19 protein-coding genes are annotated in these 22,817 nt (G+C 40.8%); 8 read left to right on the forward strand and 11 right to left on the reverse strand.

Annotated elements, in window-relative coordinates; all coding sequences use genetic code 11:
* Positions 1-137 precede the first annotated feature (137 nt).
* A complete protein-coding gene (rdgC, locus tag Q4574_RS06390) occupies positions 138-1,037 on the forward strand; it encodes a recombination-associated protein RdgC (protein WP_303472704.1) in 900 nt (299 codons plus the stop codon).
* A 96-nt stretch (positions 1,038-1,133) separates the two neighbouring features.
* On the opposite strand, the gene Q4574_RS06395 is transcribed toward rdgC, so the two are convergent.
* Positions 1,134-1,967, reverse strand: coding sequence for an HDOD domain-containing protein (locus tag Q4574_RS06395; RefSeq protein ID WP_303472706.1), 834 nt, complete (start codon positions 1,965-1,967; stop codon positions 1,134-1,136).
* A gap of 278 nt (positions 1,968-2,245) precedes the next feature.
* Between Q4574_RS06395 and Q4574_RS06400 the strand changes: the two genes are divergently transcribed.
* Both Q4574_RS06400 and Q4574_RS06405 read left to right on the forward strand, forming a co-directional pair.
* Positions 2,246-3,925 carry a Zn-dependent hydrolase gene (locus Q4574_RS06400; RefSeq protein ID WP_303472707.1) on the forward strand — a complete coding sequence of 560 codons (1,680 nt, stop codon included), beginning with the start codon at positions 2,246-2,248 and terminating at the stop codon, positions 3,923-3,925.
* Between the two features lie 351 nt (positions 3,926-4,276).
* Positions 4,277-6,049: a bifunctional diguanylate cyclase/phosphodiesterase gene (locus Q4574_RS06405; RefSeq protein ID WP_303472709.1), complete on the forward strand. Its 1,773-nt coding sequence runs from the start codon at positions 4,277-4,279 to the stop codon at positions 6,047-6,049.
* Here the strand turns inward: Q4574_RS06405 and Q4574_RS06410 are convergent.
* Genes Q4574_RS06410 through folB form a run of 4 tightly spaced genes read right to left on the reverse strand, consistent with a single transcriptional unit; the run spans position 6,046 to position 8,134 of the window.
* Complete coding sequence (locus Q4574_RS06410; protein WP_303472711.1) at positions 6,046-6,417, reverse strand: histidine triad nucleotide-binding protein; 372 nt, start codon at positions 6,415-6,417, stop codon at positions 6,046-6,048. The two genes, Q4574_RS06405 and Q4574_RS06410, sit on opposite strands and share 4 nt — an antisense overlap.
* 59 nt (positions 6,418-6,476) lie before the next feature.
* Positions 6,477-7,277, reverse strand: coding sequence for an undecaprenyl-diphosphate phosphatase (locus Q4574_RS06415; protein WP_303472712.1), 801 nt, complete (start codon positions 7,275-7,277; stop codon positions 6,477-6,479).
* Positions 7,274-7,777 carry a 2-amino-4-hydroxy-6-hydroxymethyldihydropteridine diphosphokinase gene (gene folK / locus Q4574_RS06420; protein WP_303472714.1) on the reverse strand — a complete coding sequence of 168 codons (504 nt, stop codon included), beginning with the start codon at positions 7,775-7,777 and terminating at the stop codon, positions 7,274-7,276. The genes Q4574_RS06415 and folK overlap by 4 nt, the downstream gene beginning before the upstream one ends.
* 3 nt (positions 7,778-7,780) lie before the next feature.
* The gene (gene folB / locus Q4574_RS06425; RefSeq protein WP_303472716.1) at positions 7,781-8,134 is read right to left on the reverse strand and encodes a dihydroneopterin aldolase; all 354 of its coding nucleotides are present in this window, start codon (positions 8,132-8,134) and stop codon (positions 7,781-7,783) included.
* 124 nt (positions 8,135-8,258) lie between these two features.
* Here folB and plsY point away from each other — a divergent pair, with 124 nt between their 5' ends.
* On the forward strand, positions 8,259-8,879 hold the full coding sequence (gene plsY / locus Q4574_RS06430) for a glycerol-3-phosphate 1-O-acyltransferase PlsY (protein WP_303472718.1): 621 nt from the start codon (positions 8,259-8,261) through the stop codon (positions 8,877-8,879).
* Positions 8,880-8,920: 41 nt separating this feature from the next.
* On the opposite strand, the gene Q4574_RS06435 is transcribed toward plsY, so the two are convergent.
* On the reverse strand, positions 8,921-9,745 hold the full coding sequence (locus tag Q4574_RS06435) for a hypothetical protein (RefSeq protein WP_303472720.1): 825 nt from the start codon (positions 9,743-9,745) through the stop codon (positions 8,921-8,923).
* Between the two features lie 231 nt (positions 9,746-9,976).
* Positions 9,977-10,990 carry a tRNA (adenosine(37)-N6)-threonylcarbamoyltransferase complex transferase subunit TsaD gene (gene tsaD, locus Q4574_RS06440; RefSeq protein ID WP_303472850.1) on the reverse strand — a complete coding sequence of 338 codons (1,014 nt, stop codon included), beginning with the start codon at positions 10,988-10,990 and terminating at the stop codon, positions 9,977-9,979.
* A 234-nt stretch (positions 10,991-11,224) separates the two neighbouring features.
* Between tsaD and rpsU the strand changes: the two genes are divergently transcribed.
* The 4 genes from rpsU (at position 11,225) to rpoD (ending at position 16,012) form a co-directional block, all read left to right on the forward strand.
* Positions 11,225-11,440: a 30S ribosomal protein S21 gene (rpsU, locus tag Q4574_RS06445; RefSeq protein ID WP_008845199.1), complete on the forward strand. Its 216-nt coding sequence runs from the start codon at positions 11,225-11,227 to the stop codon at positions 11,438-11,440.
* Positions 11,441-11,541: 101 nt separating this feature from the next.
* The gene (locus tag Q4574_RS06450; protein WP_303472727.1) at positions 11,542-11,985 is read left to right on the forward strand and encodes a GatB/YqeY domain-containing protein; all 444 of its coding nucleotides are present in this window, start codon (positions 11,542-11,544) and stop codon (positions 11,983-11,985) included.
* 124 nt (positions 11,986-12,109) lie between these two features.
* Positions 12,110-13,894, forward strand: a complete 1,785-nt coding sequence (gene dnaG / locus Q4574_RS06455) for a DNA primase (RefSeq protein ID WP_303472729.1) — start codon at positions 12,110-12,112, stop codon at positions 13,892-13,894.
* A gap of 288 nt (positions 13,895-14,182) precedes the next feature.
* On the forward strand, positions 14,183-16,012 hold the full coding sequence (gene rpoD, locus Q4574_RS06460; protein WP_303472731.1) for an RNA polymerase sigma factor RpoD: 1,830 nt from the start codon (positions 14,183-14,185) through the stop codon (positions 16,010-16,012).
* Positions 16,013-16,706: 694 nt separating this feature from the next.
* Here the strand turns inward: rpoD and Q4574_RS06465 are convergent.
* The 4 genes from Q4574_RS06465 to Q4574_RS06480 all read right to left on the reverse strand — a co-directional run bounded on the left by Q4574_RS06465 (position 16,707) and on the right by Q4574_RS06480 (position 22,724).
* Positions 16,707-17,345, reverse strand: a complete 639-nt coding sequence (locus tag Q4574_RS06465; protein WP_303472733.1) for a triacylglycerol lipase — start codon at positions 17,343-17,345, stop codon at positions 16,707-16,709.
* A gap of 2 nt (positions 17,346-17,347) precedes the next feature.
* Positions 17,348-18,466, reverse strand: a complete 1,119-nt coding sequence (locus Q4574_RS06470; RefSeq protein ID WP_303472735.1) for a hypothetical protein — start codon at positions 18,464-18,466, stop codon at positions 17,348-17,350.
* A 70-nt stretch (positions 18,467-18,536) separates the two neighbouring features.
* On the reverse strand, positions 18,537-21,647 hold the full coding sequence (locus Q4574_RS06475; protein WP_303472737.1) for an efflux RND transporter permease subunit: 3,111 nt from the start codon (positions 21,645-21,647) through the stop codon (positions 18,537-18,539).
* A 9-nt stretch (positions 21,648-21,656) separates the two neighbouring features.
* Complete coding sequence (locus Q4574_RS06480) at positions 21,657-22,724, reverse strand: efflux RND transporter periplasmic adaptor subunit (RefSeq protein WP_303472739.1); 1,068 nt, start codon at positions 22,722-22,724, stop codon at positions 21,657-21,659.
* Positions 22,725-22,817: the final 93 nt, after the last annotated feature.

A 22,817-nucleotide genomic window follows, 5' to 3' on the forward strand; every position in this document is an offset into this window, starting at 1 on the left:
GATAATCGATTATTGTGCAAGACGCATTGCCCATAAACATGTTAGTCTTCGCGCCTTTCCTTGTATTTTTCTAAAACTAAATAATCCATGTGGTTTTAGAGTTAAATACCAAATAAAAACTGACTAAAGTAGAGAATATGTGGTTTAAAAATCTAAAACTCTTTGCCATCACGCAAACACTAGACTGGCAAGAAGATGACGTTGAGCAAAAGCTAGCAGAATTTAAATTTCGCCCTTGCAATAGCCAAGAGTTATCCACTATGGGTTTCTCATCTCCTTTTGAATCTGGCAGTACTTTACTGCACAGTGCCCAAGGCCGAATTTGGATTACCCTTAAAAAACAAGAGCGTATCCTACCCGCTGTAGTCGTGAATGCGGAACTTGCGGAAAAAGTGGCTCAAATTGAAACGGAAACCGGTTCAGCGGTTGGTAAAAAAGCCAAGCAAGACTTAAAAGAAGAAATTATTCGTCGATTATTACCCCAAGCCTTTACCAAAAATAGTTTTACCCATGGCTTCATTTCCATTAAAGATAATTTGGTTGTGGTAGATGCATCCGCTGATGGTAAAGCCGAAGTGTTTCTAGCGATGATCCGTAAGGCCATGACATCACTGCCGGTAGTGCCCTTGTCTCGTACAAGCATCCAAGGCGAGTTAACAAACTGGATAAAAGATTCTGCAGCACCAAGTGATGTGGTGTTGTTGGAAGAAGCTGAACTTCGAGGTCAAGGGGAAGAAGACAGCATTGTTCGGGTTAAAAACCAGCCGCTTTTAGAAGATGAAATTCTCAATCACATTGAAGCGGGTAAATTTGTCCATAAACTAGCCATAGAGTGGGATGAAAGTCTCACAGCAATGTTAGAAGAAGATTTATCGGTTAAACGTCTTAAATTTACCGATGTGGTTAAAGAGCAAAACGATGATATCCCTAAAGAAGATAAGCTAGCACGTGTCGATGCTGACTTTACGTTGATGTCTGGCGAAATCGTGCGCTTTTCCCAATGGTTAATAAAAACCTTCGATTTAGATCAAGATTAATCCGCGATTGAATTTTTTAGCCCTCAAATAAAAATGCTGTATTAGGGATATTCTCTAATACAGCATTGTTTTAATAGTGACTAAAATGTTGGGTTATTATGCGAAGACAGATTTTGCACTGGCTCTAGCGTCAATAAATTCAGGACTATCTAATATGCTTAAATCTTCAATTATTTTCTTCTCTAAACATATTTTCAACACTGCATCTTTTTGACTATCAAATACCCCACTGAGTGCAGCACCGAGCCTTACAAAATCAATTAAACTAATATCTTGTTCTTGATAACTCATATCTCGCCACTTTTCAGCAATGTTGACAAATTGCTCGTCAAAATCCCACTGGCGCATAATTTTGCCACCAATATGGCCTGATAATTTGATAATAGAAGTATTTAAAAATGTGGGATTAGCAAACACTTCTTCATGACGCTCTGCTTCCGTTAAAATAGGTAATACACCTATATTATAAACCAAGCACGCAAGGGTTAATGTATCTAAACTCAAATAGCGCTTTTTACTTTTCTCGGTAAACTGCAGTGCCGCAACCGAATAAGAAAGACTTTCAATGGTTTGTGCCCACATTTTAGCAATGTAATTTTTGACCAATTCGTTTTTCGAAACAAAAAGCTGCTCCATTGCCAAAGCCGTTGAAATATTTTTGATTTGGCTAAGACCAATTCGGGTTACAGCTTGTGAAACCGATGTTACCTTGACTGCTCTGCCTAGATAAGCACTATTTGAAATTTTAATGATGCGAGCACTTAACGAGGGATCTTGTGCAATGATATCGCCCATTGAGTTTAGATTTATGTTCGGATCATCTGCAGTGCGTCTGACTTTCAGCGCTATTGCGGGAAGTGTTGGTAAAACAATCGTATCATTCTTAATTTTCTCAACCAGAATGGTTAACAACGCGTTTTCTGTGGACATGTTTCTTCCTATTTAATTGAGCGATGACCTACTCGACATTGAAAATGAAGGCAGCCGTATCAATATTTAGTTTGATGAGTATATTCATCTCCATGGAATTGATAAACTTAAGGTAATTTAAGGTCTAGTTCTTAATATAGCAGTTAATTCGTTACCTAAATTAATAAGATAATTTAAACTGCACTTTTCAATATATAGACTATAAACTACGCATAGCACTTTAAATTTGCAATTCAATTATTTATGCATTCAATAAAAAAAACAAATTAGGATGAGCAATGATTAGAAAAAATCTCCTCGCGTTAACCCTTTCTGCGCTGTTTTTAACCGCCTGTTCAGATTCATCGAAGCAGACACAAGTAACAAGTCCTCAAGCTCCCGCTAAAGTAGAAAAAATAGAGTTGGTTGCTGATGCAGAAGAACGCCTAGACATATATTTTCCAGTGACTTTAACAGCAGATTTATCTGCTTATAGTGAAAACCAGAAAAACATGCTGTCCCTTCTCATTGATGCATCGAAGATTATGGACGATCTGTTTTGGATGCAGGCATTTAGTCAACCTAAACAAGCATTTTTAGACGCATTGGACGATCCAAAAGTACGTCAATTTGCAGAAATTAATTATGGACCTTGGGATAGATTGAACGGTGATAAGCCTTTCTTAACCCAAACCCAAGCAAAACCCTTAGGAGCCCAATTTTACCCCGAAGACATGAGTAAGGAGGAATATTTAGCCAGTGACATAAAACGCAAAGATAATCTTTACTCTATGGTTTCCCGTGATGAGAAGGGAAAATTAATAGCGGTGCCCTACTCGGAATATTTTGCGGATGAATTGCAGGCAGCTGCTGATTTACTCCTAGAAGCTTCAAAATTAGCGGAGAATCCAGCATTTGGAAATTATTTAACAATGCGAGCTGAGGCTTTAATAACGGATAAATATCAACCTTCTGATTTCGCTTGGATGCAAATGAAGGATAACCCCATTGAATTGGTGATAGGACCCATTGAAACTTATGAGGACCAATTGTTTGGATACCGTGCAGCTTTCGAAGCTTATGTTTTACTAAAAGATCTCAGTTGGAGCGAACGTTTAGCTAAATACGCGGCTTATTTGCCTGAACTGCAACATGGTCTGCCTGTAGCTGATGAATATAAAGCAGAAATGCCAGGCAGCAACGCTGATCTTAATGCTTATGACGTTATCTACTATGCAGGCCATTCAAACGCCGGAAGTAAAACTATAGCCATTAATTTACCCAATGATGAAGAAGTGCAACTCAAAAATGGGACGCGCAGACTACAGCTCAAAAACGCAATGCAGGCAAAGTTTGAGCACATTTTGGTTCCTATATCTGACTTGTTAATCACCCCAGAGCAGCGCAAACATATCACCTTTAACGCTTTTTTTGCGAATACCATGTTTCATGAGGTAGCCCACGGCTTAGGGATTAAAAATACCCTTGATGGAGAAGGAACTGTCAGAGGTGCATTAAAAGAGCATGCCTCAGCCTTAGAAGAGGGCAAAGCTGATATTCTAGGTTTATATATGGTTGAACAACTTCTCAAAAAAGGCGCTATCAGCGAAGGACAACTGGAAGACTACTATGTGACGTTTATGGCCGGTATTTTCCGTTCTGTGCGCTTTGGTGCATCCAGTGCTCATGGTAAAGCCAATATGATTCGATTTAATTTTTTCCAGGAAATGGGCGCTTTTAGTCGAGATGAGAATGGTCTCTACCAAGTCAATATGGAAAAGATGGGCGAGGCAATAGCAGCATTATCTGAAGTCATTCTAACCTTGCAAGGAGATGGTGATTATCAAGGTGTTAGTCAATTAGTAGCCGACAAAGGCATTATCAAAGACGTGCTTGCTGAAGATTTACAAAAACTCACGGATGCCAATATTCCCGTAGATATTACGTTTAAACAAGGCAAAGAAGTGCTTAGACTTTAGTCTAAAAAAATAGATCAACGCTTTGTAAGTGTTCACAACACCTACAAAGCGTGATTAAATAACTTCAAGTCGCAAGGCTAGTATTGAATTAGTAAAGTAGTAAAGTAGTGAGAACAATCGATTAGCTAGAATGATTCGCCACATCATGGGCCTTTAGGCCTTTTAAGAATATGAGGCACTCCAATTAAACCGAACTTAGCACTTCAGGAAAAACATCGACAGGATGCTGCCGATATTTTGTACTCTAATGGCTATACTGGCATAGTTATAAGTCTTGTTGCCTCCTCTCTTCTTGTGTTCGGTTTTAGCAATTCAGAAATTGATACCTTTAAAACCTATTGGTGGATATCAATGATGGTGCTACTACTAGTGCGAATGGCGGATAGCTATTTTTGGCTCAGAAAAAACAAGTCTACTAAGAGCAATGGCAAACAATCTATTTTACGGTTCTCAGTCGGTACCATAGCAACGGCAAGCATGTGGTGTATTTATTGTCTTGTTCTGTTTCCCTACATAGATACTATTGAGCTGGCGTTTAACATCATTATAGTTTCAGCCATGGCCGGGGGTGCGAGCACTGTCTTGGCCGGTAATAAAATTACCGCAATGTTGTATTGTGGAATTTTATTAATTCCATTTTCAATCGCATTATTGTTAGCCCCAGAGTTCCACGAATATATTTTAGGGTTACTGGGGATGTCGTTTGGTTGCGTTATGTTAATTACAGCAAACAAATCTGCTAACTTTACAGCTTTAGCAATACGTTTGAAGAATGAAAATGCAGTTTTAGTTGAAGATATGGAAGCGGAAGTTACGGCTAGAACAAGGCAAATATACGAACTTTCCAATATTGACCCCCTTACAGGCCTGTTTAATCGAAATGCCTTTCTAACTCATCTGCGCAACAATATTGAAAACAGCCAAAAAGCAAACGAAGCCTTGGCTTTACTGTTTATTGATTTAGATGGCTTTAAAAAAATCAACGACACCATTGGTCATGAAACAGGCGATATGGTTTTGAAACAGACCGCAGATAGATTGAAAGAAATTTACCAAAACCATCAACTTATATGTCGTTGGGGGGGAGATGAATTTTTAGTCGCGGTAGAAAACGCGAGTCAAGATAAAGCAATTGTACTTGCGGACAGCTTAATAAAGCGTATTTCTGAACCTTATATTTTCTTTCACAATCGTTTATCAATTAGTGCCACTATTGGTATTGCTATGTTTCCTGAACATGCCACGCAAGAAAATGTCCTTATCCAACTTGCCGATACTGCAATGTACTATCAAAAAAAAGCATTTCCCTCTACGGCAGGGGTTTTTTCCGCCCATCTAGGTAAACAACTTGCTCGAGAACAACGCTTAAAAGACGGATTAAGCGAGGCCATTGAAAATCAGCAACTTAGACTGGTTTTTCAACCTATAGTGGATAGTGAAACCTTTCAGCCAGTTGCTTTTGAAGCTTTATTAAGGTGGCAACTTGTTAACGAAAATATTCCCCCATACGAGTTTATTTCTATCGCCGAACAATATGGTCAAATTCGAAAGATTGGCGCTTGGGTGCTCAATCAAGCATGCATAGCCGCAAAATCGTGGCAATCTCAAATGCCCTTGTCCGTCGCTGTGAATGTCAGCGTTATCCAATTGCAAGATGATGACTTCATTGACATTGTAGAGCAAGCCTTAGTCGACTCGGGCCTAGCTGCACAGTATCTGCATATCGAAATTACAGAATCGGTATTTGCCGCAGATAAAGAAACCTTGTTGGACAAAATATCTAATCTTCAACAGCGAGGAATTAGAGTTTCAATTGATGATTTCGGCACTGAATATTCTTCATTATCCGTGATCCAAGAATTATCTGCTAACAAAGTTAAAATTGATAAAGCTTTTGTGGACAGTTTAGACACTAGTGGTATGCCAATTGTTAATGCGGTACTGCATATTGCTAAAGCGTTTGGTTACGATGTAGTCGCCGAAGGTGTTGAAACTTTGCAACAAGCAGAAATCTTAAGAAAAGCAGGTGTTAATCACCTCCAAGGGTTTTACTTTGCTAAACCCTTGGAGTCATCCCTTCTAAAACAATACTTGAAGGGACGAGCTTTACCACTAATAGATTAAGGAAGTGGCTGTTTGAGGGTGTCTTGATACGGTGGCCAGCCCATTGGTTTGCCGGCTAAAACATGTAAATGAATATGATAAACAGTTTGCCCGCCATCCATATTACAATTCATCACAGCGCGATAGCCATTTTCTGCAAAGCCTTGTTCTTTGGCTATTTGAGCCGCAGCAATGTAAAGTTGCCCAACGATTTCCGCATCTTCTGCTTGAATATCATTAATAGTCGCAATGGCTTTTTTAGGAATCACAAGAAAGTGCACAGGAGCTTGGGGGTTAATATCCTTGAATGCTAATACCTGATCATTTTCGAAAATGATCTCAGCGGGGATCTCCCGATTGATTATTTTTGTAAAGATAGTTTCAGACACAATGACACTCCAACATAATTAGGTTTAAACAATCAGTTTTAAAAATAGAAAACCACGATTTACCAAAAAACGAAACCAAGTAAAACAGCACCTAGCACTAACCGATATATGACAAATGGCAGCATCCCAATTTTTGATATCCAAGAAAGAAACAAAAAGATACAAGCATAAGCGCTAATGAATGACAGGCCTATACCATAGAAAAGAGCTTCCCAATCAACGGCTGTGTCGGCTTGCAACAAATCTAATGTGGCTAACAATCCTGCACCTAAAATAACAGGTATGGACAATAAGAAAGAAAACCGTGCGGCACTCTCTCTATTCATGCCCAACATTAATCCTGCGGTCATAGTAATACCTGAACGAGACGTGCCCGGTATGAGTGCTATTGCTTGGGCGATGCCAATAAAAAGTGCATTTTTCCATGTTAACTGATAAATATTTTTAGTGAGCTTGCCGGTAACATCGGCATACCATAGTAGCAAGCCAAAGACGATGGTCGTAAAGGCGATGACTAACGCTGATCGAGCGTACTCTTCTATCAAGTCTTTGGCGACAAAACCAATCACCACAGCTGGAATAGTGGCTAAAATAACCCACCATGCTAACTTACTATCATCGCTTTGTTGTTTGCTGAAGCCAGACTGCAACCAAGCTACCATCATACGGGCAATATCAGCGCGAAAATAGATCATAACGGCAAGCAAACTACCAACATGAACCGCCACATCAAAGGCTAACCCCTGATTTTGCCAACCCAATAATTCAGAAGGAAGAATTAAGTGGGCTGAGCTTGATATAGGCAAAAATTCAGTTATGCCTTGAATAATAGCTAACACAATAATTTCGAACAAAGTCATAATGTCGCGGGTCTCCAGTTAAATTCAATCGTCCATAATTTCTGTTGGCTTTCATCGTAATCTTCCAACATTGCGGCAATACTTCTTTGGTGAACGGGATGTATTACATTTCCAGCAATTTCACTCAGAGGCAGTAAAACAAAGGCATTATAATCAATTTCATGGCGAGGTAGTACAACTCCATCTTCGGTTACAACATCATCAAACAAGAGTAAATCGAGATCCAATGTTCTAGGAGCGAATTTTTTTTCGCCTCTTATCCGACCATTTTGGTTTTCTATGGATTTGAGGATCTCACACACTTGTTGCACAGATTTTGTGGTTTTAGCCCCCACAACCAAATTGTAAAAATGTGAGCCGCTAAATCCAACAGCCTCGCTTTCATACACATTCGATAAGGTTAATTCGCCAAACTCGGCAAATAATCCATCCAGCCCAGCGCGGGTATATTTGTCTCGTTCAACGTTACTACCAATACTAATATAAATTTGATGCAACATTAGTTAAGGATTTTCCCGAAAAAGTTCAACTGTCACTGCGTTGGCATTGGGCAATATGTTGGGTTTAGACAGCGATATTTTAGCGCTTTTAACGCCGCTATAACTCAAAAGATGTTGAATGATATGATTGGCTAATGCTTCTAATAGTTGAAATTTACTATTAAACGCAATTTCTTCCACGGCAAACGCTAAAGCAGCATAGTCGATAGTATCTTTGACATCATCTGAGGTTCCAGCGGTGCGCAAATCCAACGATAATTCAATATCAATTAATAGTGGTTGTTTTGCCTCTCTTTCCCAATCGTAAACCCCAATTAGTGATTTGACTTGTAAGCCTTGTATAATAATTTTGTCCATGACAGATCCGCACTGTTATAATATCTACATGCAGTAAAGTGACGACTTATGTGAGAAGCTAACACAAGATCACATTTACCCGTTTACTGGTTCGAGAGTTTAACGTGTTAGGAAGACCAAGTATATGACAGCACTAACAATATTGATGATCGCTTCTGCCTATTTGGCCGGTTCTATATCCAGTGCAATGCTTGTCAGTAATTTATTCTATTTACCTAACCCCCGTCTACATGGTTCTAGAAATCCAGGCGCAACCAATATATTGCGATTGGGTGGCAGGTTACCTGCTGTCTTAGTACTCTTGTTCGATGTGCTAAAAGGTACCATTCCTGTTTGGTTTAGTTATTACCTGGGGTTTTCACCTCTGATGCTTGGATTTGTCGCAATAGCAGCATGTTTAGGGCATATATTTCCGTTATTTTTCAGTTTTAAGGGTGGAAAGGCGGTAGCCACTGCATTTGGTGCCATGTTGCCCATAGGCGTGGAATTGGCAGGGGCATTAATTGCTTGTTGGGGGTTAGTCGTATTCGCCACTGGTTATTCTTCATTAGCAGCCATATCCGCAGTCGCTTTATCTCCAGTTATTACCTACTTCGTTAAACCCGAGTATACCTTGCCCGTAAGCATGTTAGCTGTGCTGATAATCTTGCGCCACAAAGCGAACCTTTTGCGTTTAGTGCGTGGTCAAGAAAGTAAGATATGGGAAAAAGGTAAAGGCCGAGGATTTAAAAAGCCATCTAAATGAAGATGGCTTTTTACGAGCTTAAATCAGATTAATTAACGATATTATTTTTTTCGACACACTCTTATCAACCCTATCCCCACCAAAATGAACATTAATGTTGGTACGTTGGGCACACCAATGGGTTCATCGGATGTGGCTAAAAAGGCAAAGGCATTCAATGCAAAAATACCGTTATCATTTAAAGGGTTAAATTGCGCCTGAGTAGTGAACATATCTATATCCGCTACCACAATAAGCGAACCTGAGCCTGCTGCATATTGCCCAGCTCCCCAGGCAGCAGCGATAACTTGGTTTTCAGTATTCATTCCAATAATACTGCCATTGGCATTCAGTACATCCGCAGTTGACAAGAAACCTTCTTCTCCACCACCTTGGGTTACATTGTTAGCTACACCAAAGGGTCCATCAAATAAGGGCTCAATGCCATTTACTGGGGTGATAGCCGTCTGCCCTACCGTAGGAATGCCCAACAAAGCACCAATACCGTCGCGCCCAGAGCTATCCTGCATCAACCAGAGATCTCCACCGTTCAAAAAGAAATCGACCACATCAGCATGATAAGCGCTTGATTCTGATACATTCCACCACGGAGCGATAAAACCATCCACCCCAGCTAGCCCTGCAGCATCAGGTATGATATCCATTGTAGTAATAGATTCATTAACCACTCCTCCAGCACCAAAAAATAAAGGATTCTCTAAAGCATTTCGAAAATCGGTTATAAAACTGCCACCGTCCCAAGAGTACCCAGAGTTTGATGTTTGTAATGATGAATTTGGTCCCCCTACCAAATAGGCTTGGGCTGAAAACATTGGTAGCAACGTGCAAAAACAAATTAGAATATTTTTTAAAGTAAATTTACGCATAAACTTTTCCTTGTTTAAAAAAAGCCTCAATTCTAAGCAATTTCACCAGAATCAAGGTGTTCATTTTTTATACAGCATGAAGCGTGCCAGCGTAATAAAATCAAGTAGTTAAAAAACCGCTGTTTATAAATTGTAAATTTACTTGACACTTAATGTAAAAAGAACCATTAAATTTAAAGCGTTTTTGAACATCGTGCTTTTAAAATATTTCTGATTTAAGGGGATCTTGGATTATATGGCAGGCAAAGTATCAAGGGACCATCGCGGTTTGGCTTTACTATTTAAAGACTCAACCTGCCCCGCTTTAAGTCGTTGCAAACCAGCATAGGCAATCATGGCACCATTGTCAGTGCAAAATTCTAAGCGTGGGTAATACACCTTTCCATTGATTTTTTTCATCATTGTCTCTAACTGAGTTCTTAGCATTGAATTGGCACTAACACCGCCAGCGATGACCAAGCGTTTCAATCCAGTTTGTTTCAGTGCGCGTCGACATTTGATGGCCAAGGTATCGACTACCGCCTCTTGGAATGCATAAGCAATATCGGCTTTTGTTTGCTCATTTAAGGTTTCGCTGCGAATTGTATTGGCGGCGGCGGTTTTTAATCCGCTAAAGCTAAAATCCAACCCGGGTTTTGAGGTCATGGGCCGTGGGAATTCAAATCGGCCAGGTGTGCCAGCCTCAGCTAGTTTGGCTAACAAAGGGCCACCAGGGTAATCAAGACCCATCATTTTTGCGGTTTTATCAAAGGCTTCGCCTGCGGCATCATCCACTGACTCACCTAGTACTTGGTACTGACCAATACCTTCTACCTTCACCATCATTGTATGCCCGCCGGACACTAATAAAGCAATAAAAGGAAATTCAGGTTTAGGATCGTCAAGCATAGGCGCTAACAAATGACCTTCCATATGGTGAACACCAACGGCAGGCACTCCCCAAGCAAAAGCTAAACTTCTGCCTACCGACGCCCCAACTAACAAAGCCCCGATCAGACCAGGGCCTTGAGTATAAGCTATACCATCAATCTGATTAGCGTGGGTATTGGCATCGGACATGGCTTTTTTGATCAATGGAACAATTTTCCGTACATGATCTCTTGAGGCTAATTCAGGTACTACCCCACCGTAATCAGCATGTAACTTAACTTGACTATATAATTCGTGGGAAAGCAGTCCGTGCTGATCATCTAAAATCGCCACGCCAGTTTCGTCACAGGAAGTTTCGATTCCTAAAATTCGCATATTCAATTATACTCTGCTTGAAAATTCCTCGAAGTTTACCTTTGCACCTTCAAAGACGCTAGGGTTCTGCTAATTTAAACCGCAAAAAGCAAAAAACTTGGGGCAAAATTAAAATAATCTTCAATCTTCCCTTTACAAGCGCCCAGCGAATGATTAAAATTCCGCACCATTTTTGACCGCACCGGCTATTTTTTGGGCTGGTAACCAGATTTAATATTTTGAGGTGAGATTTTAATGCCAATCGTTAAAGTAAGAGAGAACGAACCATTTGACGTAGCACTGCGTCGTTTCAAGCGTTCATGTGAAAAAGCAGGTGTTCTTTCAGAAGTTCGTCGTCGCGAATTCTTTGAAAAGCCGACTTGGGAACGTAAGCGTAAGAAAGCAGCTGCTAAAAAGCGTCATTTGAAAAAGTTAGCTCGCGAAAACGCTCGTCGCATCAAGTTATACTAATATCTCGCTTCTGTTGCTTGGTTTTGGATGTTTATTATTTTAATAACAGCCAATCCCAAGCCCCAAGCTGTCTAAATAGTTTTACGTTTTAGAGTTTTCAGATGACCCTTCTTGAACAACTAAATCAAGCAATGAAAGATGCTATGCGTGCCAAAGATAAACTTCGTCTTGGTACTATTCGTATGGCACTTGCAGCAGTAAAGCAGCGTGAAGTAGACGAGAGAATTGAGTTAACTGATACTGATGTAATTGTACTGCTAACAAAGATGGTCAAGCAGCGTAAAGATGCCGCTAGCCAATTTGAAGATGCTGAACGCCAAGATTTGGCTGACACTGAAAAAGCAGAAATCGATGTTATCCAATCATTTTTACCTCAGCCTTTAACCGCTGACGAGTTAGATGATTTGATCCAACAAGCGATGCAAGATACTCAGGCTGCGGGGATGCAGGATATGGGCAAGGTAATGGGCTGGTTAAAACCGAAAGTTCAAGGCCGTGCTGATATGGGCAAATTAAGTGGTCAAATTAAAGCTAAGCTTGCCTGATTACCTTAAGCCACTCGCGAAACTATTCCCAAGCCGCAATTGCAAAATTGCGGCTTGTTTGTTTCTGTTGCTTACTGATAAAGTAATGTTTGTTGAACCCCTTTTACAAGTTTGAATCCTATTCATGGCTGGACGAATTCCAAAAGATTTTATCGATGACTTGATTGCTCGCACTGATATTGTTGAGCTAATCGATAGTCGAGTTAAATTAAAAAAAGCGGGCAAAAACTATCAAGCATGTTGCCCTTTCCATAGTGAAAAAAGTCCATCATTTACGGTCAGCCAAGAGAAACAGTTTTATCATTGTTTTGGTTGTGGCGCCCATGGTAATGCCATTTCCTTTGTCATTGAATATGACCGTCTTGAGTTCCCCGAAGCCGTAGAGGAATTAGCCAGATTTCACAGTATAGAAGTGCCACGGGAACAGGGTGGCAAACCGGGCCCTACTCCTCAGCAAAAAGCCCAAATTGCTGACGATTATCAATTAATGGAACAGGCCGCCCGTTTTTTTGAACATCAATTAAAACAGCACGAACAAAAAAACAAACCCATAGACTATTTAAAACAGCGTGGTCTCAGTGGGGAAATTGTTAAAGCCTTTGGTATAGGGTATGCGCCGCCTGAATGGGACAGTATTTTCAAGCAATTTGGCAGCACACCAGAAAAACAACAACAACTACTCGACTTAAAACTGATTACTGAAAATGATAACCGTCGTCGTTATGACTTTTTCAGAGATAGGATCATGTTTCCGATCCGCGATAAACGAGGCAGAGTGATTGGCTTTGGTGGTCGAGTACTTGAAGAAGGCGGCCCTAAATACCTTAACTCACCCGAAACCCGAATTTTCCACAAAGGCCATGAATTATATGGCTTTTATCAAGCGAAGCAGGCCAACCGAAAACTTGAACGTTTGATGATTGTAGAAGGTTACATGGACGTAGTCGCTTTAGCGCAATTTGGTATCGACTATGCTGTAGCGTCATTGGGCACCTCCACTACCCCTGAACATATACAAATGTTATTTCGCGCGGCACCAGAAATAATCTGCTGTTACGATGGTGATAGAGCGGGTCGTGATGCGGCGTGGCGAGCCCTTGAAAATGCGCTACCACAGCTCAAAGATGGAGTGGAAATGAAGTTTTTGTTCCTGCCCGATGGTGAAGATCCAGATACCCTCGTCAGACAGACAGGAAAAGAACAATTCGAAACCCTATTACGGGAAAAATCTGTTCCCTTGTCTCAATTCTTTTTTGAAAACCTCATTCAACAATTTAACGTGGGTAGCAGTGAAGGCAAGGCGGCGTTAACCAAAGCTGCCAATGAATATATTGAGCAAATTAATGCTGAAAATCTTGTTGTTCTGCTAAAAGAAGAATTGCGTAAAAAGATCAAAGGCGATAGCTATAAAGCTGATATTTTAGAGGATATCAAACAAGCTAATCGAGTTGGAAAAGCCCAAAAACTTGACTACCAGCTACCAAATAAAAATAACATGTCACCGGTTAGGAAGTTACTACGCCTCCTACTGCTGCACCCTAATTTAGCAAAGCAACACCCAGATATTCAACCTGCGGCACTGAATCCTGACTTCATCAAAGGCCTGCATGTTCTGATTAAGATGCAGCAGTTTTGTGCGTCGCAATCAAATATTAATACAGGTCATGTGTTAGAGCATTTCAGGGGAGATCCCGAAGCAAAGTTTTTGCATCAATTATTACAAATTGACCATGATGCTGACGATAAGCGACCGGATAAATTGTACATTGACAGTTTCAATCGCTTAATTGAACAGCAACTTAAAGCAAGATATCAACAGCTTATGGCCAAAGGTTCAGCAATGACTAGAGAAGAGATGCAAGAAGTGAAGTTGCTCACTCAAACTAAAGCAACTTATAGTGCCGAATAATCATGACATTCTATCTTGCTAGATAAAAATTTTACCCATTGTTTATTCCAGTGTTTTAATTAAATTGCACTTGAATAAAAACTATTCACCCATACATATAAAAAACTGTCAGGTTTAACGATAAAATAACCGAAAACGGCTTAATTAACTGGCCTGACTACAGGGTTTTCTGCTATACTGGCTAATTCGCAAACGCCTCGGTGCGCGCAGATTTTATCTGGATTTTTGACAATTTAGATTGGTCAGTTCCAGGTACACTTTCAACTGATTTTGAGAAACGTAGGTTATATGGCGCAAAGCAAGCAGTCTCAGATAAAACTCCTTATTGTAAAAGGAAAAGAGCAAGGTTATTTAACTTTTGCTGAAGTAAACGATCACCTTCCCCAGGATATTATCGACTCAGATCAAATCGAAGACATTATTCGAATGATCAACGATATGGGTATTCAGGTATTCGAATCAGCTCCCGATTCTGACGAATTGTTGATGCAAGAAACGACAGCCGATGAAGAAGTCGCTGAAGCCGCTGCCCAAGCGTTAGCAACGGTTGAGAGTGAAATTGGTCGTACAACTGACCCAGTTCGTATGTACATGCGTGAAATGGGAACCGTTGAGCTACTGACTCGTGAAGGCGAAATTGAAATTGCTAAACGAATTGAAGATGGTATTAACCAAGTTCAATGTTCAGTCGCAGAATACCCAGAAGCAATTACCTATTTGCTTGACCAATGGGACCAATTCGAAGCTGAAGAAATTCGTCTAAGTGACATTATTATCGGATTTGTTGATCCTAACGAAACGGATGTAGCTCCAACTGCGACACACGTAGGTTCTGAGTTATCTGAAGAAGAGTTAGAAGACGAAGATGATGATGAAGATGATGAGGACGAAGAGGAAGAAGATACCGGTCCTGATCCTGAACTAGCAAGAGAAAAGTTCGATGAATTGCGCAAGCAGTACATCAAAGCCCGCGACGTGATCGCAGACAAAGGACGTTCTCATAAAGACGCTAGAAAACAAATTAATGAATTAAGTGAAGTCTTTAAAGAGTTCAGATTAGTTCCAAAACAGTTCGATCGTATGGTTAAAAACATGCGTAGCATGATGAACCGCGTACGTGTTCAAGAACGAATTGTTATGAAGCACTGTGTAGTGAACGCTAAAATGCCGAAGAAAGATTTTATCAAGGCATTTGCAGGTAACGAAACCACCACTGATTGGTTGGTAGCAGTACTTGAGAGTGGCGCAAGCTATGTGCCTGCACTACTTGAAGTGAAAGAAGAGTTAGAACGCGCTATCAGCAAGATGAACCAAGTTGAAGAAGAAACTGGGTTGATTATCGCTGATATAAAAGACATTAACCGTCGTATGTCGATTGGTGAAGCGAAAGCTCGTCGCGCGAAAAAGGAAATGGTAGAAGCGAACTTACGTTTGGTTATCTCCATAGCTAAAAAATATACAAACCGCGGGCTGCAATTCTTGGATCTTATTCAAGAAGGTAACATTGGTTTGATGAAAGCCGTTGATAAATTTGAATACCGCCGTGGTTATAAGTTTTCAACTTATGCAACTTGGTGGATTCGACAAGCGATTACTCGTTCAATTGCTGACCAAGCACGAACTATTCGTATTCCAGTACACATGATCGAAACGATTAATAAACTGAACCGTATTTCTCGTCAGATGCTACAGGAAATGGGTAGAGAGCCAACACCTGAAGAGTTGTCAGAACGCATGATAATGCCTGAAGACAAGATCCGTAAGGTACTTAAAATTGCTAAAGAACCAATCTCCATGGAAACCCCTATCGGTGATGATGAAGATTCGCACTTAGGTGACTTTATTGAAGACAGTACGATTGTGCAGCCTCTCGACTCTGCTACTGGCGGCAGTCTAAAAGACGCGACTCAAGAAGTACTAGCTGGGCTAACCGCTAGAGAAGCAAAAGTATTGCGTATGCGTTTTGGTATTGATATGAACACTGACCATACTTTGGAAGAAGTTGGTAAGCAGTTTGATGTTACCCGTGAACGTATTCGTCAGATTGAAGCTAAGGCCTTACGTAAATTACGTCACCCTAGCCGTTCTGAGCAATTACGCAGTTTCTTAGACGAGTAATTGGGTCTGATAGAAAAGATACATACCTTTAAAAGCCGCTTAACAGCGGCTTTTTTATTTGCACATCATTAAACACCTGTAGGCGGGTGCTTTAGCCCCGCAGGTATGCCGTATGCCGTAGGTATGCACAACCCTTCATGGCCTAAAGACCATGCTACAATATCGGCTCAATATGCAATATCGCCATGGGATTAGATAAAACCTGTAGGCGGGTGCTTTAGCCCCGCAGGTATGCCGTAGGTATACACAACCTTTCATGGCCTAAAGACCATGCTACAACATAGGCGCAATATGCATATCTCCATGGGACAATAAAACCTGTAGGCGGGTGCTTTAGCCCCGCAGGTATGCCGTATGCCGCCGGTATGCACAACCTTTCATGGCCTAAAGACCATGCTACAACATAGACTCAATATGCATATCGCCATGGGACAATAAAACCTGTAGGCGGGTGCTTTAGCCCCGCAGGTATGCCGTAGGTATACACAACCTTTCATGGCCTAAAGACCCTGCTACAACATAGGCGCAATAAGCATATCTCCATGGGATCAGATGAAACCTGTAGACGGGTGCTTTAGCCCCGCGGGTATGCCGTATGCCGCGGGTATGCCGGTATGCACAACCCTTCATGGCCTAAAGACCATGCTACAATATTTGCGCAATATGCAATATCCACTCAGGATCAAGACAACACCTATTGAATGGTTAAACCAGACTGAATGTCACTGATCTTATCTACAATAACTCGACTGACTTTGCGACTGCTGGGTAGAAAGGTATGTACTACTGGCACTTTAATAACCTCTGAAATATCTTGATGTGCGCATTCACTCACAGATACTACACCGTCATTTTCGTCTTCTAAAAAGTACTTTTTCGTTAGGGGAAAGCTTCGTGTTCCAACTATTGCTGTTTTAGGGATGCTGGGCATAGGAATTTTCGAAAGTCTAGCTGCACTAGCTAATAGTTGTCCACAATCTCCTGAGACTAATTGAAACCCCAGTTCATGCTGACTCTTTTGAGCCAACCTTGCTGGGGAGACCGGGGAGCCTAACAGAAACAAATGCTTTGGCGATCTGATGTTTTTAGGCATATTTTGTAATGCAGCTCTTAACATTAGGCCACCTAGGGAGTGCCCAATTAAGACGTATTCCCCTTTCTCCGCCATTTCCTGAATTTTCAGGCTAACCCTATTGGCTATTTCTGCAAATGTTTCAGTGCCAGTAAAATAGCCCACCACATCAACCGAGTGACCGTGTCTACGCAGTCGCCATAACATGGGCGTGGCCGATATTGGCGTCCGGCCCATGCCGTGGACAAACAAAATCAACATAGTTACCAAGTACCTTTGGTTTGCATTAGTTCAATGCTAGTAATATGTTCTTTGCAAACCTCCGAATCCAGTTCCGAGATCACTGTAAAAACAGTATCGGAATGTTGTGATGCCTTTAGCGCTTGTGAATACAGAATATGGTTAAATGCAATACTGCATTTTATGAAAGGATCTTCAATTTTGCGTAGTAAATTTATAGATTTATCAAAAAAGTCGGGCCGTCCAATGATATCGAATGCTTCCACTATATTACCTTCAGATTCACTCGTTTGAGCCAATTTAATAGTGTTTTTAGCGCGCATTAATAATGCAATATTCTGTTCATTATTCTCAGTTAATTCATATAGATATTGTTTTAAAAGCCCCTGACCTTTGCCACACATATTTGCAGGACTATCTTCATTAATATCTTCCAACTGTTGAATTAACTCATCAATTTCAGGATTCCAGTCTTGCCATCGTTTATTGTCACTTACCTCTGGAAATAGAAATAATATTTCTCTAGCTTTTCTAGCAGAATAAACGCCTGCACAATGAAAACGGGTTCCAGTTAGATAGGTTTGATTATGCCAATAGTATGATTTTTCTATATCCTGGCGAATTCCATAACCGCCGGAAAAATAGTTGAAAGCAAGAATATTCATACAGCCAGCATGTGCTTGATTAGCGCACAAATGCCAATATTTATAACCTAAACGAGGTGCTTCTAATAAAAATCGTGCAATATGACCGGATTCAAAAAGCATATCACCCAAATCCGAAATGTTAGGGTAGTGTTCAATTAATTTATCCACTTTTTCCAAACCATTTTCTAATTGCGCAATGTGGACAGTTTGATCTAATTCAATTCTTGCGAAGTTTAATATTGTGAGGGCTTTTATTAAAACTTGGTGAAGTACAACGGCGCGTTCCAGTGGAAGATCATGAGACTCAATTGTCCTATTGAGTACATCGGCCGCATGGTCTAATGCCACTAAATCGAGCTCCTCATAAGGGTGCTTCTGAACATCGTCACCATATACATAAGCAATTGCTGCTTGAGCATCATCTAACAAGTTTTGTTCGGCTATAGCCGCCGAACAAAACCCACATAACGCTAGTATATATAACCGTAAAATCATTTAATTTAGTCAACATTATCAACAATGTTGATTAGTCTAACCTCAAAATACAGACTAGACTAGTTTCCATCTAAACCGCATCGCCTTTCTGATAAGGTATTTTTTCATCAAGCTCTTCTAATTCGTGTGCAATCTCTTCTGGTGAACCTGTATGTCTGGCTAACCAATAATAGGCAATAGGCACCACGTAAAGCGTCATTAATGCAGATAATAAAACACCGTAAAAAATAACGATACCAATGACTGCCCGACTCTCTGAGCCAGGTCCGGTAGCAATAACCAGAGGGAGTGAACTAAAGACGGTGGTAAACCCTGTCATGACAATTGGTCTTAGTCGTTGCGTGGCAGCGCGTTTTAATGCAGCTTCAAATTCCATTCCAGCATCTCGCAGCTGATTAGCAAACTCGACAATTAGAATACCATTCTTAGCCGCCAAGCCTATCAGCATCACCAGTCCTATCTGGCTATAAATATTCAGACTTGCGCCCGATACATATAGTCCAATAAATGCCCCTAATAAAGCCAATGGAACAGTCAACATAATCACTAAAGGGTGTATCCAACTCTCGAACTGGGCAGCTAATACTAGGTATGTGATGGCTAGAGCGAGAAGGAATACAAAAATAATCGAACTACCCGTTTCTTTATAAAGTTGGGACTCTCCCTTGTAATCTATTGAGACCCCTGCTGGTAATTCGGTTTCAACAATGTTTTCCAAATACTCCAAGGCTTCACCAACCGTATAATCATCTGCTAAGTTTGCACTGATTGTCACGCTTCGCATGCGGTTATATCGATTTAATCTTGCTGAAGTTGCTTGCTCTTCGAACTTCAGCAAATTGTCCATTGGGATCAATTGATTGGTAGTGGATGACCTAACATACAAGTTTTCAATACTTTGAGGACTGCGATAATCTTCTTCCTTACCTTCAAGAATCACGTCATATTCCTGTCCACGGTCCAGATACGTAGATACCCTTCTTTGCCCAAGCATGGTTTCTAAAGTACTGCCAATATCCGAGATGGAAACGCCAAGATCCGCTGCACGTTGCCTATCAATATTAATCAATATTTGCGGTAGGGTTTCTTTATAATCCGAGTCTAAGCGCAATAGTTTCGGATTCTCTGAGGCTTTCTGTAGTAGTGTATTTCGCCACTTAACTAAGTCATCATAGGTATCACCTTGCAATACAAATTGCACAGGTCGTCCTAAACCTCGCCCACCAATGCCGGGACGCATAATAGCAAAAGCGCGAACATCAGGAATCTGAGATAACTTAGCACTTAACTCGTCCATTAACTCAAAGGTCGAGCGCTCCCGTTCATCAAATGGCACCATTCCAATGACTGCCCGGCCTGCAGACCCCCCACCACCAGGTGTGCGCACAATAATTCTTTCAATTTCACCTTCGCCCAGATATGGCAGAAGTAAGGCTTCTACTTTATCAAGGTTAGCCGAGTTACTTTCGAAACTTGCTCCTTCAGCCCCCTGCAAAGAAAGGAAGAAATTGCCTCTGTCTTCTTTAGGAATGAATTCGCTTGGTATTTTTTGACTCATTTGCACTAGCGCTACAACACTCGCTATTAGCATGATTACAATCAGAACAGGCTGATGGAGAGTACGACTTAAACTATTGAAATAAGCGCCTTCTACCTTCTTAAAAGCATTGTCCATCCACATTCCAAAGCCTGAACTACGAGATCTCTTTTTCAATAATTTAGATGACAACATGGGCGACAGTGTTAAAGCGGTAAAACTCGAAAAAGCCACTGCAGCAGCGATAGCCAAAGCAAACTCAGTAAATAAACGGCCTATGTTCCCCTCTAGGAAAACCAATGGCACAAATACAGATATCAACACAAGGGTTGTCGCTATTACCGCAAAACCGACCTCTTTTGCACCGCGAAAAGCAGCTAATAAGGGTGGCTCTCCCATTTCTAGGCGACGATAGATATTCTCAATTACCACTATCGCATCATCTACCACTAGACCAATTGCCAACACCATTGCTAATAACGTCAGTAAGTTTATGGAGAAGCCAAGTGCATACATAACAATAAATGCAGCCACCAGTGAAACAGGCACAGTGACCGCAGGAATGAGAGTGGCTCTTATACTTCCTAAAAATATATAAATCACAATCACCACCAGAGCCATTGCAACCCCTAAGGTATTGTAGACTTCACTAATGGACTCATCGATAAATACTGAGGAATCGTAACTGGGTACGATAAATATATTATCAGGTAGGCTTTCAGATATTTCTTCAATTGCTTTTCGCGCTTCTCTAGCAACTTCTAAGGTATTGGCTTTGGATTGTTTTATAATCCCCATACCAATCATGTTGACGCCATCACCACGAAATGCAGATTCATCATCTTCAGCGGCCAACTCCACCAGCGCTATTTCTTTTAACTTAACTAAATAGCCACCGGCTCCTACTTTTATGGTCAGATCAGCAAAGTCATCAGGTGTGAGGAAACTTCTTGCAACACGTACTTCAAAATCCCTATCATTTGACTGAATTTCACCAGCAGGTAATTCAACGTTTTCAGAACGAATAACTCTTTCAACATCAGCAACGGTAATTTCACGAGCAGCCATGGCATTGCGATCTAACCATACTTTCATAGCATAGGTTCGACCGCCACCTAATTGCACCCGGGCAATACCATTTACAACAGATAAACGATCCACCAAGAAACGGTCTGCATAATCGGTAAGCTCCATTACAGACATATTGTCACTACGTAAGTTGTACCAAACAACAACATCTTCATCGGAATCCGATTTAGATACTTCTGGCGGATCGGCTTGGTCAGGCAAATTATTTAACGCACGACTAACGCGCTCTCGTACGTCATTTGAAGCCGCATCAATATCTCTTGATAAGTCGAATTCAATGCTAATATCAGAACGACCGTTTCGACTGGTTGAAGTAATATTTTTAATCCCTTCGATGCCAGAGATACGGTCTTCGAGCAACTGTGTTATACGAGTTTCAACAATTGACGCTGATGCCCCAACATAGTTGGTATTAATCGATACAATGGGTGGGTCTATATCCGGGTATTCTCGTAACGATAATAAACTAATGGCAACGATACCAAATATAATTAGGAGCAAATTAACAACTGAAGCAAAGACTGGACGTTTGACTGAAATATCAGATAAAAGCATGTTAATTCCCTACAAAGTCACTTGTTCTAAAAGCGAAACAGAGGATCCATTCACTAATCTCAATGCACCTTCAGTTACAACTTTCTGACCTTCTTCTAGCCCAGATAGTATTTGCACTAAGCCTGGACGTCGCAAGCCGACTTTAACTTCTTTCAATACTGCTTTTTCGTCTTCGATAATAAACACAAACTGTTTATCTTCGTTCGGAATAACTGCTTTTTCAGGAATGACTAACGAGCTTAAAACTTGTTTTTCTAAATTTATTTGCATCAACATGCCTGGTCGCAATTTCAACTCAGGATTATCAATTAGTGCTCTAACTTGAATTGAGCGTGTATTTGCGTCTACGCGCGAGTTCACACTCCTAATTTCACCTATAAATAAGTCATCTGGATAAGCAATCGATAGTGCTTTTACCTGCTGACCTTCTGAAAGTGAAGGCAAGTGACTTTCTGAAATATTAAAATCTACTTTCACTTTACGTAAGTCATCTAAAGTCGTTATCACATCATCAGGCGTTACATAAGCCCCAACACTCACCATGCGAATGCCTAACTTTCCTGAGAATGGGGCTTTTAATGTCAGTTCAGATAACTGTGCATTTGCCACTTCAATTTGTGCTTTGAGAGTTTTTACTTTAGCTTGCTGCTCATCTAGAAGCTGTTGGGAAGCCACACTACTTTTGGCCAAGTTAACGATGCGTTTAAGCTGTCGTTGTGCTTCTTGTAAATTAATATTCAGTTCATTCAATCTAGCCTGTTCTTCCCTATCATTCATGCGCATTAATAACTGATCTTTTTTAACTACATCGCCATCATCAAAATACAATTCTTGGATAACATCTGACTGCAAAGGAGTCAGAGAAACGGCTTCATTTGCTCGCGCCGTGCCCAGAGCTTCTACAATGACAGGAAAGTCAGTTCTTAACACCTCAAAAAATGCCACGGGGGTTGCAGGTCTCCCTTTGCTTGCAGCGTTTTCTTGCTCACTGAAACCAGGGTAGTTTAAGAAAACAAGCAGGCCAGCAAGGGCAAGCGTGGCTATCAATACTGGTGATAGCATTGTTTTTATTGTCATGAATAGTTCCTGAATAATGTAGTGTGTTTAATCTAAGCAGTTATTATTTGGCGTAATAAGTAGTAAACTGCTGGCAGAAAAATTATTTAATTA

This window comes from Aliiglaciecola sp. 3_MG-2023, from assembly GCF_030548205.1.
In the GTDB taxonomy this organism is placed as follows: Bacteria; Pseudomonadota; Gammaproteobacteria; order Enterobacterales; family Alteromonadaceae; genus Aliiglaciecola.

Excerpts from the sequence above, each read along its gene's own strand:
- rdgC (WP_303472704.1), top strand. The coding sequence starts at position 138 with ATGTGGTTTAAAAATCTAAAACTCTTTGCCATCACGCAAACACTAGAC.
- Q4574_RS06395 (WP_303472706.1), bottom strand. The coding sequence starts at position 1,967 with ATGTCCACAGAAAACGCGTTGTTAACCATTCTGGTTGAGAAAATTAAG.
- Q4574_RS06400 (WP_303472707.1), top strand. The coding sequence starts at position 2,246 with ATGATTAGAAAAAATCTCCTCGCGTTAACCCTTTCTGCGCTGTTTTTA.
- Q4574_RS06405 (WP_303472709.1), top strand. The coding sequence starts at position 4,277 with ATGATGGTGCTACTACTAGTGCGAATGGCGGATAGCTATTTTTGGCTC.
- Q4574_RS06415 (WP_303472712.1), bottom strand. The coding sequence starts at position 7,277 with ATGACTTTGTTCGAAATTATTGTGTTAGCTATTATTCAAGGCATAACT.
- folK (WP_303472714.1), bottom strand. The coding sequence starts at position 7,777 with ATGTTGCATCAAATTTATATTAGTATTGGTAGTAACGTTGAACGAGAC.
- folB (WP_303472716.1), bottom strand. The coding sequence starts at position 8,134 with ATGGACAAAATTATTATACAAGGCTTACAAGTCAAATCACTAATTGGG.
- plsY (WP_303472718.1), top strand. The coding sequence starts at position 8,259 with ATGACAGCACTAACAATATTGATGATCGCTTCTGCCTATTTGGCCGGT.
- Q4574_RS06435 (WP_303472720.1), bottom strand. The coding sequence starts at position 9,745 with ATGCGTAAATTTACTTTAAAAAATATTCTAATTTGTTTTTGCACGTTG.
- tsaD (WP_303472850.1), bottom strand. The coding sequence starts at position 10,990 with ATGCGAATTTTAGGAATCGAAACTTCCTGTGACGAAACTGGCGTGGCG.
- rpsU (WP_008845199.1), top strand. The coding sequence starts at position 11,225 with ATGCCAATCGTTAAAGTAAGAGAGAACGAACCATTTGACGTAGCACTG.
- Q4574_RS06450 (WP_303472727.1), top strand. The coding sequence starts at position 11,542 with ATGACCCTTCTTGAACAACTAAATCAAGCAATGAAAGATGCTATGCGT.
- dnaG (WP_303472729.1), top strand. The coding sequence starts at position 12,110 with ATGGCTGGACGAATTCCAAAAGATTTTATCGATGACTTGATTGCTCGC.
- rpoD (WP_303472731.1), top strand. The coding sequence starts at position 14,183 with ATGGCGCAAAGCAAGCAGTCTCAGATAAAACTCCTTATTGTAAAAGGA.
- Q4574_RS06465 (WP_303472733.1), bottom strand. The coding sequence starts at position 17,345 with ATGTTGATTTTGTTTGTCCACGGCATGGGCCGGACGCCAATATCGGCC.
- Q4574_RS06470 (WP_303472735.1), bottom strand. The coding sequence starts at position 18,466 with ATGATTTTACGGTTATATATACTAGCGTTATGTGGGTTTTGTTCGGCG.
- Q4574_RS06475 (WP_303472737.1), bottom strand. The coding sequence starts at position 21,647 with ATGCTTTTATCTGATATTTCAGTCAAACGTCCAGTCTTTGCTTCAGTT.
- Q4574_RS06480 (WP_303472739.1), bottom strand. The coding sequence starts at position 22,724 with ATGACAATAAAAACAATGCTATCACCAGTATTGATAGCCACGCTTGCC.